The 15,774-nt window shown below is 65.5% G+C and carries 18 protein-coding genes; 13 read left to right on the plus strand and 5 right to left on the minus strand.

All coding sequences use genetic code 11. From position 1 onward, the window contains the following. Positions 1-31 precede the first annotated feature (31 nt). Positions 32-1,165 (plus strand): NAD(P)H-dependent flavin oxidoreductase, encoded by a 1,134-nt coding sequence (locus tag L5G32_RS06835; RefSeq protein WP_237010286.1) that lies wholly within the window; start codon positions 32-34, stop codon positions 1,163-1,165. A gap of 17 nt (positions 1,166-1,182) precedes the next feature. Here L5G32_RS06835 and L5G32_RS06840 read toward each other — a convergent pair whose 3' ends face one another. After that, positions 1,183-1,428 carry a type B 50S ribosomal protein L31 gene (locus L5G32_RS06840; RefSeq protein ID WP_237010287.1) on the minus strand — a complete coding sequence of 82 codons (246 nt, stop codon included), beginning with the start codon at positions 1,426-1,428 and terminating at the stop codon, positions 1,183-1,185. Beyond that, on the minus strand, positions 1,425-2,858 hold the full coding sequence (gene mrf / locus L5G32_RS06845; RefSeq protein ID WP_237010288.1) for a ribosome hibernation factor-recruiting GTPase MRF: 1,434 nt from the start codon (positions 2,856-2,858) through the stop codon (positions 1,425-1,427). The genes L5G32_RS06840 and mrf overlap by 4 nt, the downstream gene beginning before the upstream one ends. A 123-nt stretch (positions 2,859-2,981) precedes the next feature. Between mrf and rpmB the strand changes: the two genes are divergently transcribed. The 4 genes from rpmB to rpsR are packed head-to-tail and all read left to right on the plus strand — an operon-like array spanning position 2,982 to position 3,920. Further along, positions 2,982-3,221: a 50S ribosomal protein L28 gene (gene rpmB, locus L5G32_RS06850; protein WP_237010289.1), complete on the plus strand. Its 240-nt coding sequence runs from the start codon at positions 2,982-2,984 to the stop codon at positions 3,219-3,221. Further along, positions 3,218-3,385, plus strand: coding sequence for a 50S ribosomal protein L33 (rpmG, locus tag L5G32_RS06855; protein WP_236998828.1), 168 nt, complete (start codon positions 3,218-3,220; stop codon positions 3,383-3,385). Before rpmB ends, rpmG begins: the two co-directional genes overlap by 4 nt. Continuing rightward, positions 3,385-3,690 (plus strand): 30S ribosomal protein S14, encoded by a 306-nt coding sequence (gene rpsN, locus L5G32_RS06860; RefSeq protein ID WP_237010290.1) that lies wholly within the window; start codon positions 3,385-3,387, stop codon positions 3,688-3,690. Before rpmG ends, rpsN begins: the two co-directional genes overlap by 1 nt. 23 nt (positions 3,691-3,713) lie before the next feature. Next, entirely contained in the window at positions 3,714-3,920 is a 207-nt protein-coding gene (rpsR, locus tag L5G32_RS06865) for a 30S ribosomal protein S18 (protein ID WP_237010620.1), read from the plus strand. 304 nt (positions 3,921-4,224) lie between these two features. Here rpsR and L5G32_RS06870 read toward each other — a convergent pair whose 3' ends face one another. The 3 genes from L5G32_RS06870 to L5G32_RS06880 are packed head-to-tail and all read right to left on the minus strand — an operon-like array spanning position 4,225 to position 8,041. Further along, positions 4,225-5,727, minus strand: coding sequence for an AMP-binding protein (locus tag L5G32_RS06870; protein WP_237010291.1), 1,503 nt, complete (start codon positions 5,725-5,727; stop codon positions 4,225-4,227). Then, entirely contained in the window at positions 5,724-6,830 is a 1,107-nt protein-coding gene (locus L5G32_RS06875) for an acyl-CoA dehydrogenase family protein (protein ID WP_237010292.1), read from the minus strand. Before L5G32_RS06875 ends, L5G32_RS06870 begins: the two co-directional genes overlap by 4 nt. Positions 6,831-6,853: 23 nt before the next feature. Further along, positions 6,854-8,041, minus strand: coding sequence for an acyl-CoA dehydrogenase family protein (locus L5G32_RS06880; protein WP_237010293.1), 1,188 nt, complete (start codon positions 8,039-8,041; stop codon positions 6,854-6,856). Positions 8,042-8,166: 125 nt separating this feature from the next. Here L5G32_RS06880 and L5G32_RS06885 point away from each other — a divergent pair, with 125 nt between their 5' ends. The 8 genes from L5G32_RS06885 to L5G32_RS06920 all read left to right on the plus strand — a co-directional run bounded on the left by L5G32_RS06885 (position 8,167) and on the right by L5G32_RS06920 (position 15,772). Next, positions 8,167-8,355, plus strand: coding sequence for a ferredoxin (locus L5G32_RS06885; RefSeq protein ID WP_237010294.1), 189 nt, complete (start codon positions 8,167-8,169; stop codon positions 8,353-8,355). Between the two features lie 125 nt (positions 8,356-8,480). Next, positions 8,481-9,371 carry a 3-oxoacyl-ACP reductase gene (locus L5G32_RS06890; RefSeq protein ID WP_237010295.1) on the plus strand — a complete coding sequence of 297 codons (891 nt, stop codon included), beginning with the start codon at positions 8,481-8,483 and terminating at the stop codon, positions 9,369-9,371. 93 nt (positions 9,372-9,464) lie between these two features. Further along, positions 9,465-10,229: an MlaE family ABC transporter permease gene (locus L5G32_RS06895; protein ID WP_237010296.1), complete on the plus strand. Its 765-nt coding sequence runs from the start codon at positions 9,465-9,467 to the stop codon at positions 10,227-10,229. 1 nt (position 10,230) lies between these two features. Then, the gene (locus tag L5G32_RS06900) at positions 10,231-11,082 is read left to right on the plus strand and encodes an MlaE family ABC transporter permease (protein WP_237010297.1); all 852 of its coding nucleotides are present in this window, start codon (positions 10,231-10,233) and stop codon (positions 11,080-11,082) included. A gap of 6 nt (positions 11,083-11,088) precedes the next feature. Further along, on the plus strand, positions 11,089-12,264 hold the full coding sequence (locus L5G32_RS06905) for an MCE family protein (protein WP_237010298.1): 1,176 nt from the start codon (positions 11,089-11,091) through the stop codon (positions 12,262-12,264). Beyond that, positions 12,257-13,312: an MCE family protein gene (locus L5G32_RS06910; protein WP_237010299.1), complete on the plus strand. Its 1,056-nt coding sequence runs from the start codon at positions 12,257-12,259 to the stop codon at positions 13,310-13,312. Before L5G32_RS06905 ends, L5G32_RS06910 begins: the two co-directional genes overlap by 8 nt. After that, positions 13,309-14,511 carry an MCE family protein gene (locus L5G32_RS06915; RefSeq protein ID WP_237010300.1) on the plus strand — a complete coding sequence of 401 codons (1,203 nt, stop codon included), beginning with the start codon at positions 13,309-13,311 and terminating at the stop codon, positions 14,509-14,511. Before L5G32_RS06910 ends, L5G32_RS06915 begins: the two co-directional genes overlap by 4 nt. Position 14,512: 1 nt before the next feature. Next, positions 14,513-15,772, plus strand: coding sequence for an MCE family protein (locus L5G32_RS06920; protein ID WP_237010301.1), 1,260 nt, complete (start codon positions 14,513-14,515; stop codon positions 15,770-15,772). Positions 15,773-15,774: the final 2 nt, after the last annotated feature.

Genomic DNA, 15,774 nt, shown 5'->3' on the forward strand with positions numbered 1-15,774 from the left:
TCAAGCCCGTAGCGAATGTAAGGACACAAGAATGAAGACTGACCTCAGCGAGAAGTTCGGTATCGAATACCCGATCTTCGGATTCACGCCGAGCGCGCACGTCGCTGCGGCGATCAGCCGAGCAGGCGGCCTCGGGGTGCTCGGGTGCGTGCGATTCAACGAGGCCGAGGAGCTCGACGAAGTCCTCGAATGGATGCATGAGAACACCGACGGCAAGCCGTTCGGTGTCGACGTCGTGATGCCTGCAAAGATCCCGACCGAAGGGTCCAAGGTCGACCTGGACTCGATGATTCCGCCCGAGCATCGCGCGTTCGTGGAGCGGACGCTCGACGACCTCGGCGTCCCGCAATTGCCGGACGGTGGCGACCGCGTGAACACCGGGGTCCTCGGGTGGCTGCACTCGGTGGCCCGCTCGCACGTCGACATCGCCATGGAGCATGCGCGCAAGTACGGGCAGATCAAGCTGATCGCGAACGCGCTCGGCTCGCCGCCCGAAGACGTCATCGGGCTCGCGCACGAGAACGGCGTGCAGGTTGCCGCACTGGCGGGAGCTAAGGAACATGCGCTCAGTCACGTGAATGCGGGCGTCGACATCGTGATCGCGCAGGGGTACGAAGGCGGCGGTCACACCGGTGAGGTCACGTCGATGATCCTGTGGCCCGAACTCGTCGACGCGCTCGGCGACACCGCCCCCGTCCTCGCCGCAGGAGGGGTCGGGAGCGGCAGGCAGATGGCTGCCGCCATCGCGCTCGGCGCACAGGGCGTGTGGATGGGCACCTACTGGCTGACGGCGGCCGAGTACGAGTTGGGCGCCACCGGCGACGGCCCGTCCACCGTCCAGCAGGCCCTTCTCTCTGCGACGTCGCGCGACACCGTTCGGCGGCGCATCTACTCCGGTAAGCCGGCCCGGCTGCTCAAGACGAAGTGGACCGACGCATGGGACGCGAAGGGGGCGCCCGAACCGCTTCCGATGCCGCTGCAGAACTTGCTGGTCGGCGAGGCTCACGCGCGTATCTCGCAGGCAGCCGACCCCGAGGTCGTCGCCATGCCCGCAGGTCAGATCGTGGGCCGCTGCAATGAGATCCTGCCCGTCGAAGAGATGATCTCCGGACTGGTGGCCGAGTACAAGCAGGCTGCGTCCAGGATTCAGGCGACCCTCGACTGACCGAGGCGGTGGCGGTCCTACTTCCGCCCGTATCGACGGTTGAACCGTTCGACTCGGCCCTCGGTGTCCATGACGCGTTGCGCACCCGTCCAGAACGGGTGCGAGTCACTGGTCACGTCGACGACGATCAACGGGTAGACGTTGCCGTCCGACCAGTCGACAGTGTTCTCCGACGTCGCCGTCGACCGTGTCAGAAACTCGGTGCCGGTCGCGGCGTCACGGAACACGACGGGGTGGTAGTCGGGGTGGATTCCGGTCTTCATTCTTGTTTCCCTTCGGTGCGCTTTGGCTGTTCAGGCTGGTTCTTGGGTCTCGACTCCCCTCGACCAGCGGCGGAGGGCTCCGCTCGACCAGCGGCGGAGGGCTCCGCTCGACCAGCGGTAGGGGATTCCGCTCGACCAGCGGCGGGGGTCTCCGCTCGACCGGAGACGGGAGCCTCCGCTGGGGACGGGACCTCCATGTCGTCGCACGGGTCGCGATGGGCGTGCCCGAACGGCGACGGCAGTGATGTCACGTACTCCTGACCGCGCGACATCTCGTCGTCGGTGACCAACGCGTCGTACAGCGCGCGACGCACGTCGTCGGGGTCGGCGCGATGACACAGGACGGTCAGCGCGTTGTGCCGGTCGCCGTGATCGGAGTCCCACCGGAGTGCGGCAATGGCCAGATGCTCGGGGTCCACGGTCGAATGGTCGTCAACGCAGGCCAGCCACGTTCCGACGTGCAAGATCGAGAGCCCGCCGCCCGCGGACTCGAGCCACATGACGTCGTCGGGGTCGGAGGCCAGCCACATCCGGCCACGTGCTGTCACCACGCCTTCGAGTAGTACATCGAGGGTGTCGTGGAGTCGTTCCGGATGGAACGGGCGGTCGGCCTCGAACGAGACGAGCCGTACTCCGCAGTCCTCATCCAGGTCGGGCCCCCCGGCCAAGAGCGGATCGAACGGCTGCGTCGGCCGACCGCGAGGAGCCCCCGGCGCCATCGAACCGAGAGCGCCTTCGACGATCTCCCGCGTGAAGGCCTGCTGACTGTTGAGAGTGCGCATCCCGGCAGAGGGCGCGAGACGCAGGAGGACCGCATGCAGGCGAGCGAGGTCGTATGCGCTCTCCACGCCGTCGGCGCCCTCGATGATGATCGCATCCGCGAACCGGGCCTGGGAGACAGCGATCTGCGAGAGGGTGCGCTCGTCGTCGAGTGAGGTCAGTTGCGCCTCGGTGAGAGTCAGGTCGCCGGTCGCGTCGGCCAACCAGGTACGCGCGTCGATCCCGCACAAGGTGTCCTCGACGGCGACGTCCACGCCGGCCGGGCCGGGGGCGACTCCCGGAGCTTCCACTACTGTGCTCGCGATCTCGACGGCCAACTGCTCGGGCTCCACGGCGGGGTCGAGCAGCACGATGATCCGCTGCACGTCCGGATCGCGGTGCAGAACGCGGAGCATCGGCAACAGGTCGAGACGGAGCGTGCACGACACGCATCCGTGCTCGAGTTCGACGTCGTCGATGGTGAGGGCGTCCGCGCCGTCGCGCGACATCCGGTGCTCGATGCGAGTGACTCTCCCGGTCGCTACGTCGCGCAGGTCGTGTGAGACGACGGTCGTGCCCGGAGTCAGAAGCGTGTAGGCGATGCGTGCGCTGATGGTTCGGTTCAGACCGGTCACCAGTGTCACTGGCGTGCGGTGTGTCGCGTCGGGCATGGGCGACTCCTTCGGTTCACATTCTCGCGTCACCTTAATGAACACGATTTCCGTTTGATTGATTCCGACTGTAGCGTGCCGGATGTATCTAATGCGAATCGTTACCGATAAGAAGGAGTGCATGTGTCCGCCGAATGCCAAGTGACCGGGCGGGTTCCCGGATTCGGAAAGCGAGTCTCGCACTCGCATCGACGAACGTCACGGCAGTGGCGACCCAACATCATGCGCAAGACGTACTGGGTTCCCTCGCTGGGGCGACGTGTGACGTTGCGGGTGTCCGCAGCAGGAATCAAGACCATCGACCGGGACGGTATCGACGCCGTCATCGCACGAGTCCAGGCAGCGGGGCGACTTTCCAGATGAGCAAGAGCACTGACATCCGCCCGATCGTGAAACTCAAGTCGACCGCAGGTACCGGGTACACCTACGTCACCCGCAAGAACCGTCGTAACGACCCGGACCGCCTCGTGTTGCGGAAGTACGACCCGGTGGTCCGTCGCCATGTCGAGTTCAAGGAGGAACGCTGATGGCCAAGAAGTCCAAGATCGTCAAGCAGGAGCGGCGCCGTGAGGTCGTCGCGCGTTACGCGGAGCGTCGCGCCGAGTGCAAAGCGATCATCGCCTCGCCGTCGAGTACGGGTGACGCCGTCGCGTCGGCGCGGTCCGAACTGGCGAAGCAGCCGCGCGACGCCAGCGCCACCCGCCTCCGCAACCGCGATGCCGTCGACGGGCGGCCGCGTGGATACATCGGCAAGGCCGGTGTGTCGCGCATTCGGTTCCGCGAGATGGCCCACCGAGGCGAACTCCCGGGAATCACGAAGGCGAGCTGGTGATGGCGAAGAACTCGAAGCCGCGCATGTCGCCGGTCAAGCGACGCCGGGCCGACCCGAACCTGACGTTCGACTACAAGGACACCGAGGTCCTCCGTCGTTTCCTGTCCGACCGCGGACGGATCCGCGCTCGCGCGGTGACGGGACTGTCGCCCCAACAGCAGCGGCAACTCGCGACCGCCGTGCGGAACGCACGCGAAATGGCACTGCTCCCTTTCGGTTCCGCTCGCTGATGTGCAGTCCCGTCGGTCGATCGAGCGGTCCTTTCCGTTGATCGAGCGATTTCCTCCGTTGATCGAGCGGAGTCGAGATCGTGTGCGTGCGTTGTGGTCTCGACTCCGCTCGACCAGCGGGGTGGCTCGGCGAGCCGGGGCGGAGCGGATCGCCTTGCGTGCGTTGTGGTCTCGACTTCGCTCGACCAGCGGGGTGGCTCGGATCGTGTGCGTGCGTTGCGGTCTCGACTTCGCTCGACCGGCGGGGTGGCTCGGCGAGCGGGGTGGCTCGGCCAGCGGGTGGGCTCGGCGAGCGGGGCCGACCTCAGGTGGTCCAGGTCGGGGAACCCAGCGAGGCGACGAGGGCCGAGCGGGCGGTCTTGAAGGTCGCGGTCTCGGGGAGCGTGTCGACGATCCAGACGCGAGTCGGGCGCTGTTTGGGGCCGAGGTCGGGCTGTTCGTCGAGGAACGTCTCGAACTCGGCACGATCGACGCCGTCGGCGACGAGGACGGCTCCAACGGCGTCGCCGATCTCGATCGGGACGCCGAGTACCACCACGTCCGATACGCGAGGATGCCTGCGGAGCACGCTCTCGATCGGGCGGGTTCCGAGGTTCTCGCCGTCGACTCGCAACCAGTCGCCGATTCGGCCGGCGAAGTGCACGTAACCGTCGGCGTCCACCCAGGCCAGATCGCCGGTGCGGTACACGTCGCCCCGCATCCGTTCAGCGGTCGCCGCCTCGTCGCCGTAATAGCCGTCGAATAGTCCAGGACCCGACATGTTCACGATCTCCCCGACCACTCCGGGGTCGACGGCGTCGAGTGTGTCCGGGTCGACCACGGCGACCGGAGCGACCAACGGGCCGAGCGCGTCGTCCGGTGTCTGAGGCGTTCGTGAGATCGAGACGCCCGACTCGGTCGACCCGAAACCGTCGACGACCCGTGCGCCGAAACGGCGTGTGAACTCGGCGCGGTCGGCGGCCGACGCTTCGTTGCCGTACATGATGCGCAGCCCGGTCTCTGCATCGTCCGGGCGCGGAGCCGTCTTGAGTATGTAGTTCAGCGGTTTGCCGACATAGTTTGCGTACGTGACGCCGTACCGTCGCACGTCGTCCCCGAACCCGTGGGCCGAGAAGCGTGGTGCGATCGCGATCGACGATCCGCCGGCCGCCGCGACCGACCAGCCTGCGATCAACGCGTTCGAATGAAACATCGGCATCGACAGGTAGGCGACGTCGTCCGGGCCCATCCCGAAACGGTCGGCGAGCATCGCTCCCGGCGCGGCGAACTTCCGTTGACTGCACCGCACGGCCTTGGGGTCTCCCGTGGTGCCCGACGTGAAGATGAGCATCGTCAGATCCTGCGGGTCGCTCTCGACCGGCACGAAGTCGCCGGGTGTGAACGCTTCGACGGTCGACGTCCACTCGGTTGACGAGACGTCGACTGTCCGGGCTCCGGGGACCTCTGGCAGCAGGGGAGCAGTCTCCGGTGACACCAGGATCAGTTGGCAGTCGGCGAGCGCAGCATCGGCGGCGAGTGCATCGCCTCGCCGGGTCGAGTTGAGGCCGACGAGCACGAAGCCGCCCAGTGCTGCCGCCGCGAAGAGCCGCGAGAACTCGACACCGTTGCCCAGGAGGACTCCGACGTGCGCCGGTCGTTCCTCGTCCAGCAGCGACGACGCTGAGGCCGCATAGCGGCGAGCGTCGGCGAGGTGATCACGCCACGAGGTGAACTCGCCGTCGAACCAGATGCCTCGGTCGTCGACGTCGGCCAGCGGTGCGAGCAACTGTCCGAGCGTGACGGCGTCGGTGACCGACGACGTCGTCATCGGTCGGCCAACGCTGCACCGAGGTCGCCGAGTGCCACCGGGGCCGATCCGTACGTGAACTCGTTCTGCTTGGCGCGCAAGAAGAACCGGTGGACCGGATGAGACGTGTCGAGGCCGACGCCACCGTGCACGTGTACGGCGGTGTGCGCGACTCGATGGCCGGCGTCCGCCGCCCAGAACGCAGCGGTGTGGACTGCCGACGTGGCCTCAGCGGCGTCGGTGTCTGCCGCACCCGACAAGAGCCAGGCGGCCTGAGCAACGGTCAACTCGAGTGCCTGTGCATCGATGTAGGCATCGGCAAGGCGTTGGGCGACGGCCTGGAACGAGCCGATCTTGCGGCCGAACTGTTCGCGCTCACGCGCGTACTCGGCCGTCGTCGCGAGCGCGCCTGCCACGACCCCGGACTGGTCGGCGGCCACGCCGAGACGCAGGAGGTCACGAGCATGGGCCGCGGTGGCCGCGCCGCCGCCCAAGACGGTGCCCGCGGCGTCGTCGAAGGCGACCGAGTACACCGGGCTCAGGCCGGTAGACCGGGTCTCGGCGACGGTTACGCCGGGGCCGTCCTCGACCACCACGACCACCGGGCCGTCGGTGCTCGCCGCGATCACGAGGAGCGCGTCGGCCGCGTCCGCATACGGCACATTGACCTTGGTTCCGGTGACCCGACCGTTCGGGGACACCGTCGTCGACGGGACGAGCACGTCGAAGCCCAGGTCCTCTTCGACGGCGGCCGAGATCACTGCGTCGCCGACGACCGCCTTGCCGAGCAGATCGCGAAGGGCATCGCCGCCGTGTTCGGCGAGAAGGGGGACGGCGGCCACTGCGTGCTGCGGGTACGGCAGACGAGCCAAGGCGCGGCCGAGGACCGTTGCGACCGCTGTCGTCTCTAGCGTCGTCAGATCGGCCCCGCTGTCGCCGGCGACAGCGGATGGCGCCGCCAGACCGAGAAGGCCTGCGCTCGCGACCTCGCGCCAGAGGTCTGCGTCGATCGGTGCGCGGTCGGCTTCGAGCTGTGCAGTGTGCTCGGGGGGCGCGACTCGTGCGGTGATGTCCGTGGTGAGGCCGGTCAGATCGCCTGCCGCCTCGGTGGGAGTGAAGTCCATGTGAGAGTTCTCCTTAGAGGTGGTCAGCGCCGGGCGTGCGGCAGGCCGAGTGCGAGCATGCCGATGATGTCGCGTTGGACTTCGTTGGTGCCGCCGCCGAAAGTGAGGATCAGGGAGGTCCGCGCGAAGCGCTCCAAGCGGCCCTGCAGGTGTGCGCCGGGGGAGTCCTCGCGCAGCGTCGCTGCCGGACCGACCACCTCCATCAGCAGTCGGTACGCCTGCGTTGCGAACTCGGTCCCGAACACCTTGGTGGCCGACGCGTCTGCGGGCGACGGCGAACCGCCCTGTGCCGCGATGGAAGCGATCTTCCAGTTGATGAGTTTGAGGAACTCGACTTTGGCGTGGACCTGCGCCAGGTTCGCCTGCACCCACGGCAGGTCGGCGAGGCGTCCGCCGCCGTATGGCTGTTCCCGCGCGAACGTGAGCGTCTCGTTCAGAGCAGTCTGGATGGGCGCGGCGCTGCACAGCGCCACGCGCTCGTGGTTGAGCTGGTTGGTGATCAGCGACCAGCCGCCGCCCTCTTCGCCGACGATGGAACTCGTGGGCACTCGGACGTCCTGGTAATAGGTCGCACTGGTATCGACGCCCGACATCGTGTGGACCGGCGTGTAGGAGAAGCCTTCCGCCGTCGTCGGCATGACCAGCATCGAGATACCCTTGTGCTTGGACGCCTCCGGATCGGTGCGGCACGCCAACCAGACGTAGTCCGCGTACGGGATCAGGCTGGTCCACATCTTCTGCCCGTTGATCACGTACTCGTCGCCGTCGCGGACCGCCGTGGTGCGCAGAGCCGCCAGGTCGGTGCCGGCGCCTGGCTCGGAGTAGCCGATCGAGAAGTGCAGTTCGCCTGCCGCGATCTTCGGCAGGAAGAACTCCTTCTGCTCGGGAGTCCCGTAGTGCATGATCGTCGGCGCCACCGAATTGATCGTCAGGAACGGGACCGGAGCACCCGCGATCGCGGCCTCGTCGGTGAAGATCAACTGGTCCATCATCGACCGGTTCGCACCGCCGAACTCCGTCGGCCACCCCAATGCCAGCCAGCCGTCTGCGCCCATCTGTCGGACGACGTCCCGGTACGCGTCCCCCTCGCCCATCTCGCCGCCATCGCCGCCGCTCAGGGCCGTTCGTCGATCGGTTGTCATCAGGCCGCTAAAGTAGGAGCGCAACTCGCGGCGCAACTCCTCCTGATCGGCTGTGTACGCGATGCGCATGGGTGATTCTCCTGCGATCCTCGAGACGCTCGCGCGCCGGTATGGTTGGCTACTTCTGAAACACGTTCTAACGTGAATGTGCCGAGTCCGTCAACCAGCGGGCAGGAGATCTCAAGGAGGAAGCAATGCGAGTGAAGTGTGATTTCGACCTGTGTGAGTCGAACGCGGTCTGTGTGGGCATGGCGCCGGACGTGTTCGATCTGGACGACAACGACTACCTGGTGATTCTGGATGAGGATCTGCCTGACTCCCGTGCCGAGGAGATGCGTCAGGTCGTAGCGTCATGCCCGCGTTCGGCGCTCTATATCGAGTGAGGCGAATGCGGTTCGGGTCAACGTCTTTCGCGAAGGCACTAGCCGAATTGTTAGAACATGTTCTAGTCTGAGTCGCGATGTGGACGATCGGCGCCGATCCGGCGCGCAGTGGAGAGGGTTCGAGAGTGGGCGAAACATTGGACGGCAAGGTCGCGATCGTCACCGGCGCAGGCGGCGGTCTGGGGCGGGCCGAGGCCATCGGTCTGGCAGCTGACGGTGCGACAGTCATCGTCAACGACCTCGAGCGCGCACTGGGCGCCAGCGACGTCATCGACACGATCACGTCGGCCGGCGGCAAAGCAGTACGAGTCGCGGGCGACATCGCCGATTCGGCGACCGCGCGCGAACTCATGCGTACCGCGACCGACGACCTCGGCGGACTCGACGTCGTGATGAGTAACGCGGGCATCACGCGCGACACGATGCTCTTCAACATGTCCGACGATGAGTGGGACCTCGTCCTCAACGTGCACCTGCGCGGACACTTCCTGCTCAACCGGAACGCGGCTGCCCACTGGCGTGCCGCGTCGAAGGCCGAAGGCGCCCCGACGTACGGGCGCCTCATCAACACTGCGTCCGAGGCCGGTCTGCTCGGCCCGGCAGGGCAAGCCAATTACGGAGCTGCCAAGGCGGGAATCACCGCGTTGACACTCTCCGCGTCGCGCGCCCTGTCGCGATACGGAGTCACCGCGAACGCGATCTGCCCGCGCGCGCGAACATCGATGACGGAGAACGTCTTCGGCGATGCGCCGGAGAACGGTGTCGATCCGCTGTCGCCTGATCATGTCGTCACGCTGGTCCGCTACCTCGCGAGCCCTGCCGCGGAGAACGTGTCCGGTCAGGTCTTTGTCGTCTACGGTCCGAAGGTCACTCTGATGGCGGCTCCGAAAATCCGTGAAGTCTTCGCTGCAGAGGGTGACGAGTGGAGTTCGGAGGCGCTGGCCGGGACACTGTCGTCGTATTTCGAGACGCCTGCTGGAAAAGAGACATTCTCCGCGTCCGAGTTGATGGACTAGAGCGATTAGTCTGATGAATCGTCGATGTCGAGTTGCGTCTCTGAAGCGCCTTACCACCGTGGTAGGTTGCCTTCAGCGCTGGGAGGAGGGGACTTGCTGACTAAGCTGGCCGCTCCGATGAACGGCGTCGGCAACTTCGTGGCTATGACCGTTGAGGCGACCCGCGAGCTGTTTCGCCGACCGTTCCAATTCCGAGAGACAGTGGAGCAGTCCTGGGCGATCGCCCGCGTCTCCCTGGTTCCGACGCTGCTCGTCGCCATTCCGTTCACCGTCCTCGTGAGCTTCACCCTGAACATCCTGCTCCGTGAGATCGGCGCACAGGACTTGTCGGGCGCAGGCGCAGCGCTCGGAACGATCACGCAGATCGGTCCGATCGTCACCGTGCTCATCGTGGCGGGCGCAGGTGCGACCGCGATCTGTGCCGACCTCGGTGCGCGCACGATCCGCGAAGAGATCGACGCCATGCGGGTCCTCGGCATCAACCCGATCCATCGACTCGTGGTTCCGCGGGTGGTCGCCTCGACCGGCGTCGCACTGCTGCTCAACAGCCTGGTCTGCACGATCGGCATCGCGGGCGGTTTCGTGTTCTCGGTGTACTTGCAGGACGTCAACCCCGGCGCGTTCATCGCTAACCTGACGTTGCTCACCGGCCTCGGCGAACTCATCATCTCGATGATCAAAGCCGCACTGTTCGGTCTGTTCGCGGGGTTGGTCGGCTGCTATCGCGGACTCAATGTAAAGGGCGGAGCCAAGGGCGTCGGCGACGCGGTGAACGAGACGGTCGTCTACTCGTTCATGGCGCTGTTCGTCGTCAATGTGGTCGTGACCGCGGTCGGGCTGAAAGCGACGATGGGCTGACATGGTACTTCCGGGAACTACGCGACTCCTCACTGCGCGCGTTGCGCTCAAGCGTGCAGGTGAGGACTGGAACAAGATCGGCGATCAAGCCCTCTTCTACTGGGACTCGATCATCTCGATCCCGCGGGCGATCCGCCTGTACAAGAAGGAGATGCTGCGGCTCATCGCCGAGATCTCGATGGGCACGGGCGCGCTCGCCATGATCGGCGGCACCGTGGTGGTCGTCGGCTTCCTGACTCTGTTCACGGGCGGCACCATCGCGGTCCAGGGCTACAGTTCGCTCGCCAACATCGGCGTGGAAGCGCTGACGGGCTTCTTCTCCGCGTTCATCAACGTCCGTATCGCGGTCCCGGTGATCGCGGGCATCGGGTTGGCAGCCACCATCGGGGCAGGCGCGACGGCACAGTTGGGCGCCATGCGCGTGAGCGAAGAGATCGATGCCCTCGAAGTAATGGCGATATCGTCCATCCCGTACCTGGTCAGCACCCGAATCGTCGCAGGGCTTGTCGCGATCATTCCGCTGTACTCACTGGCCGCACTCGCGTCGTTCATCGCGAGCCGGTTCGCGACGGTCGTCATGTACGGGCAGTCCGGCGGCGTCTACGATCACTACTTCTCGACGTTCTTGATCCCGTCGGACATCCTGTGGTCGTTCGTGCAGGCCATCTGTATGGCCGTTGGAGTCATGCTCATCCACACCTACTACGGCTTCAACGCGTCGGGCGGCCCCGTCGGCGTCGGCGTCGCGGTGGGCAACGCGGTCCGCGCCTCCTTGGTCGTGGTCGTCGTCATCACGCTTCTCACGTCGCTGGCCATCTACGGCTCCGACGGCAACTTCAACCTGGCCGGGTGAGGGGACATGGCAACTAGGACCCGTGGAAACGGTGTGCGCAAGATCGCTGCGAGCGTGATGGTCGTGTCGCTCGTGGTCATCGTGGCGCTCGCTGCCGGGCAGTTCCTCGGCTGGTTTCAGGACACGAAGACGGTCACGGTGTTCGCGCCGCGCGCAGGCTTGGTGATGAATCCTGATGCCAAGGTGAAGCTCCGCGGTGTCACCGTGGGCCACGTCGCCAGTGTGCGGGAGATCGGCGATCAGGCCGAATTGAAGCTCGACATGAACACCGGTCAGCTGTCGTCTGTCCCCGGGAACGTGCGTGCCGACATCAAGTCGAACACGGTCTTCGGCGCCAAAGCCGTGAATCTCGTGGTGCCGGCCGACGGCCCGCGCGGAACGCTCACGGCAGGCGACGAGATCGACGCCGACCACGTCGTCGTCGAACTCAACACCGTCTATCAACAACTCGTCGGACTGCTAGCCGAGACCCAGCCCGAGAAGTTGAATGTGGTGCTCGGCGCCGTCGACGAAGCACTGTCGGGCCGCGGCAAGCAGATCGGTGACTCGCTGGTCCAGCTGAACGACGTCCTCGGCAAGACCAATCGTCACCTGCCCGAACTGAACCGAATGTTCAAAGAGGCCGCGGGTGCGACCGACGTCTACGCGGATGTGATGCCCGACCTGATGCGGACCGTCGACAATGCGACGGTCGTCGGCAACACTTTCGTCGAGAACTCGGCGAATCTCGACCAGTTGTTGATCAACGTCACCGGAATGGCGCGCAGCGGCAACGGCGTGCTCAGCAAGAGCAAGAAGGACTTGATGAGCACGCTCAGCGATCTGAACCCGGTCACCGACCTGCTCGGCTACCAGTCTCCGGGCCTGCGGTGCTTCATCACCGCGGCCAGCGACGCCGCCGACACGGCAGGGCCGTTCCTCGGCGGTCGCAACGGGATGCTGTTGCTCGACGCCGCGCTCATCCCCGGCCAGGACCCGTACCGCTACCCGCAAGACCTGCCGGAAGTCGGTGGCGACGGTCCGCCGACCTGTGAGGGCGGGCTCTCGGACATCACCTCCAAGAAGAAGACTGACTTCTACGTGATCGACAACGCACCTCAGCCGTATCAGCCGCGTACCACTCCGAAGGTGCAGTCGGCCAAACTCTTCAACCTGTTGTTCGGAGGTACGCCTCGTGGATAGACGCGCACGCGCGTTCCGCGCGACACTCATCAAACTCGGCACCTTCATCGTCGTCATGCTCATGGTCCTGACTGGTCTGGTGATCGTGTTCAGCAAGTACCAGAGCGGCAGCTCCATCACCTACGTTGCGATGTTCGACAGTGCGTCCGCGATGAAGTCGGGGAGCTCGGTCGAGATCGCGGGCGTCGAAGTCGGCACCGTGAAGAGCATCGAACTGACCGAGGACAACAAGGCGCACGTCGAGTTCACGGTCAACGAGAACTACCGGCTCCCCGAGTCGGCGCGCGCGCTCATCCGGTACGAGAACCTCACCGGCGACCGATACCTCGAACTGCAGCCCGGTGACGGCGATCTCAACACAGCGATGGCCCCGGGTGACGAGATCCCGATGGGCCGGACCGAACCTGCCTTGGACCTCGACAAGCTGTTGGGCGGGTTCAAGCCGCTGTTCCGGACGATGGACGCCGATGAGGTCGACAAGCTCTCGTCTGCGCTCATCGCGGTGTTCCAAGGCCAGGGCGGCTCGCTGAACTCGTTGCTCGCGAGCACCTCGTCGTTCACGAACGAGATCGCCGACCGCGACCAGCTCATCGGCAGTGTCATCGACAACTTGAACAAGACGCTCGGCACACTTGAAGCCGATCATCGGGGACTCGACGAGAGCGTCGACCGGATGCAGCAGCTGATCAGTGGACTGGCGGGTGACAAGGACGTGATCGGTCGGGCGATCAGTGAGAGCGAATCGGCCACCACCGACCTCGCCGATCTGATGGGGGCCATCCGCCCAGACACGAAGAAGGCGATCACCGCACTCGGGACCACGTCCGGAAACGCCCTCAAAGCGGAGCCGTTCATTCGCGACCTGCTGACGCGCCTGCCAGGCGACTTCAAGAAGCTGTCGAACCTCGGCAGCTACGGTTCGTGGCTGCAGATCTACTTCTGCCGGATCCGACTGCTGTTGCCCGGCCCCGGAAACACCCAGTACTACTACACGGCCATCGACGCGATGGGCGACCAGACGACTGCAGGCGGGAGGTGCGCGCAATGAGTGAAGCCCAGACTCCTGATCGCCGGACCAAGCGGTCGAAGGCGTCCGTCGGCGTGATCGGCGTGATCCTCACCGCGATGCTCGTCATCAGCGCCCTGCAGATGGACCGGCTGCCGTTCCTGTCCCAGATCAGCACCTACGACGTGTACTTCGACGACGCGGGAGGCCTCGCATCGGGCGACGTCGTGATGGTCGCAGGCATCGAGGTCGGCAAGATCGAAGGGCTGACGCTGGATCAGACCGACGACGGGACGCGTGCGAAAGTACGGTTCCGACTCAACGACACCGTGGTCCTCGGCGAACGGACGCGCGCCGCGATCAAGACCGAGACGGTCCTGGGGCGTCGTAATCTGACGTTGAATCCCCTGGGGGAAGGCCGTCTCGAACCGGGCCAGTCGATTCCGGTGGACGCCACCGTGTCGCCGTACACGCTGACCGACGCACTCGACGACGCGACCACGACGCTGCGGGATACCGACACCGACCAGCTCAACGAGGCGCTGTCGACGATGTCGGACACCTTCTCCAAGACCCCTGACAACGTCCGCGGCGCCGTCGACGGCGTCGGCCGGTTGTCCAAGGCGATCGCCGACCGTGACAACGCACTCAACGACTTGCTCGACCGAGCTCGCGGTGTGACCGACATCGTCGGCAAGCGGAGCCAGCAGATCCGAGAGATGCTGATCGACGCGAACTCGCTGCTCGGCGAGCTGAACATGCGCCGCCAAGCGGTGCGTCAGTTGATCACGGGTGTCCGGGACGTCGCCTCGCAGATCACCGGCGTCGTCAACGACAACGAGGAGCAGCTGCGTCCGGTCCTGGAGAAGTTCAACGGAGTCCTCGACATCCTCAACGACAACGAAGAGGACTTCGGGAAGGCCATCGACAACCTCGGGCCGTACGCGAACATCCTCGGTGAAGCTGTCAGTTCCGGTCCGTACTTCTCGTCGCTCGTCGGTCTCCCGACCTTCGGTGATTACATGGGCTCGTTCATGAGGGTGATGCAACGCAAGTACCCGGAAGCCGCCAAGTACTTCTACGACTTCTCCGGCGGGCCGTTCTTCCCGAAGAATTGGGGCCAGGGCCCGAACTCGGACGCGCCTGACATCCCGCGTGAGACGCCGAAGCGAACCTATCCGACTCCACCTCCTTCTACTACCAAGCCCTCGACCACCAAGCCACAGAACGGGGGCCGCTGACATGGGTAACAAGCGTCGCGTGTTTGCGGCAGTAGCCGGCGTAGTCGTCCTCGCCTTGATTGCGGGAGGTGTGTGGTTCGGTGTGCAGCGTGCCACCACCCGAAATCTGACTGCGTACTTCCAAGCGGTCTCCAGCCTCTACGAGGGCGACTCGGTGCGAGTCGTCGGTGTCCCGATCGGCACAGTCACCTCAATCGAACCGCGGTCGGGCGAAGTGAAGGTCGTCATGCGCGTCGACAACGACGTGCAGCTTCCGGCCGATGTGCGCGCGGTCATCGTCGCGCAGTCGCTGGTGTCCGGGCGGTTCGTACAGCTCAGTCCCGGGTACGCGAATGGCCCCGAGCTGGCACAGGGTGACGCCGACATCCCGATGGAGCGCACCGCCGTGCCAATGGAGTGGGATGACGTGAAGAAGCAACTGTCCGAGCTGACCGAAGCGGTCGGTCCGGACGGTGCGGACAAGGGCACCGCGGCCCGAGCGGTCGACACGATCGGCGACAACCTGGACGGGAACGGCAGCGCCATCGCCGAGTCGATCAAGCAGATGTCGTCGGTCATGGGCACCCTCGCGGAGAACCGCGACGACGTGTTCGCAACGGTCAAGAGTCTGCAGACTCTCACCGATGCGCTGTCGACGAGTCATGAGCAGATCGTTCAGTTCAACGGCCGGATGGAGTCGGTGAGCGGTGTCATCGCGGGCAGCAGCGAAGCCATGGGCGACGCGATGACCAACCTCAACGAGGCCATCGGCGAACTGGAAGGCTTCCTCGGCGAGAACAGCTCGACAGTCGTCTCGACCGTCGACAAGCTGTCGCAACTCACTGCCACGCTTAAGCGCAAGGACGAGCAGCTGCAGGGACTGCTGCATTCGGCTCCGACTCAGCTGGCCAACTTCTTCAACATCTACAACCCGCTGACCGGCGCGCTCGACGGCGTGTTCGGCCTCGGAATGGGCAACAACCTGATCACCATGCTGTGCGGCAGTATGGAGTCGACGGCCCGACCCGGCGACACTGAGGCCGACATCGAGGCGTGTGTCGACATGATCGCGCCGATCATGAAGGACGTCGTCGTCAACTTCCCGCCCTTCATGGCCAACCCGGTGATCGGCCGGACGGCGACTCCCGATCAGATCACCTATCAGGACGCGAGCGTTCGGGCGCGAGCGCGTGCAGGTGTGGTCCAACGTGACGAGATCAGTCGCGAGGCTGCTCCGGACCCGTTGGCCGATCTCCTCGTGCCGTTCGGAGGAGAAGGATGACG

Source organism: Gordonia zhenghanii, from assembly GCF_021738965.1.
GTDB classification, from domain to species: domain Bacteria; phylum Actinomycetota; class Actinomycetes; order Mycobacteriales; family Mycobacteriaceae; genus Gordonia; species Gordonia zhenghanii.

Excerpts from the sequence above, each read along its gene's own strand:
- L5G32_RS06835 (WP_237010286.1), top strand. The coding sequence starts at position 32 with ATGAAGACTGACCTCAGCGAGAAGTTCGGTATCGAATACCCGATCTTC.
- L5G32_RS06840 (WP_237010287.1), bottom strand. The coding sequence starts at position 1,428 with ATGAAGACCGGAATCCACCCCGACTACCACCCCGTCGTGTTCCGTGAC.
- mrf (WP_237010288.1), bottom strand. The coding sequence starts at position 2,858 with ATGCCCGACGCGACACACCGCACGCCAGTGACACTGGTGACCGGTCTG.
- rpmG (WP_236998828.1), top strand. The coding sequence starts at position 3,218 with ATGAGCAAGAGCACTGACATCCGCCCGATCGTGAAACTCAAGTCGACC.
- rpsN (WP_237010290.1), top strand. The coding sequence starts at position 3,385 with ATGGCCAAGAAGTCCAAGATCGTCAAGCAGGAGCGGCGCCGTGAGGTC.
- rpsR (WP_237010620.1), top strand. The coding sequence starts at position 3,714 with ATGTCGCCGGTCAAGCGACGCCGGGCCGACCCGAACCTGACGTTCGAC.
- L5G32_RS06870 (WP_237010291.1), bottom strand. The coding sequence starts at position 5,727 with ATGACGACGTCGTCGGTCACCGACGCCGTCACGCTCGGACAGTTGCTC.
- L5G32_RS06875 (WP_237010292.1), bottom strand. The coding sequence starts at position 6,830 with ATGGACTTCACTCCCACCGAGGCGGCAGGCGATCTGACCGGCCTCACC.
- L5G32_RS06880 (WP_237010293.1), bottom strand. The coding sequence starts at position 8,041 with ATGCGCATCGCGTACACAGCCGATCAGGAGGAGTTGCGCCGCGAGTTG.
- L5G32_RS06885 (WP_237010294.1), top strand. The coding sequence starts at position 8,167 with ATGCGAGTGAAGTGTGATTTCGACCTGTGTGAGTCGAACGCGGTCTGT.
- L5G32_RS06900 (WP_237010297.1), top strand. The coding sequence starts at position 10,231 with ATGGTACTTCCGGGAACTACGCGACTCCTCACTGCGCGCGTTGCGCTC.
- L5G32_RS06905 (WP_237010298.1), top strand. The coding sequence starts at position 11,089 with ATGGCAACTAGGACCCGTGGAAACGGTGTGCGCAAGATCGCTGCGAGC.
- L5G32_RS06915 (WP_237010300.1), top strand. The coding sequence starts at position 13,309 with ATGAGTGAAGCCCAGACTCCTGATCGCCGGACCAAGCGGTCGAAGGCG.
- L5G32_RS06920 (WP_237010301.1), top strand. The coding sequence starts at position 14,513 with ATGGGTAACAAGCGTCGCGTGTTTGCGGCAGTAGCCGGCGTAGTCGTC.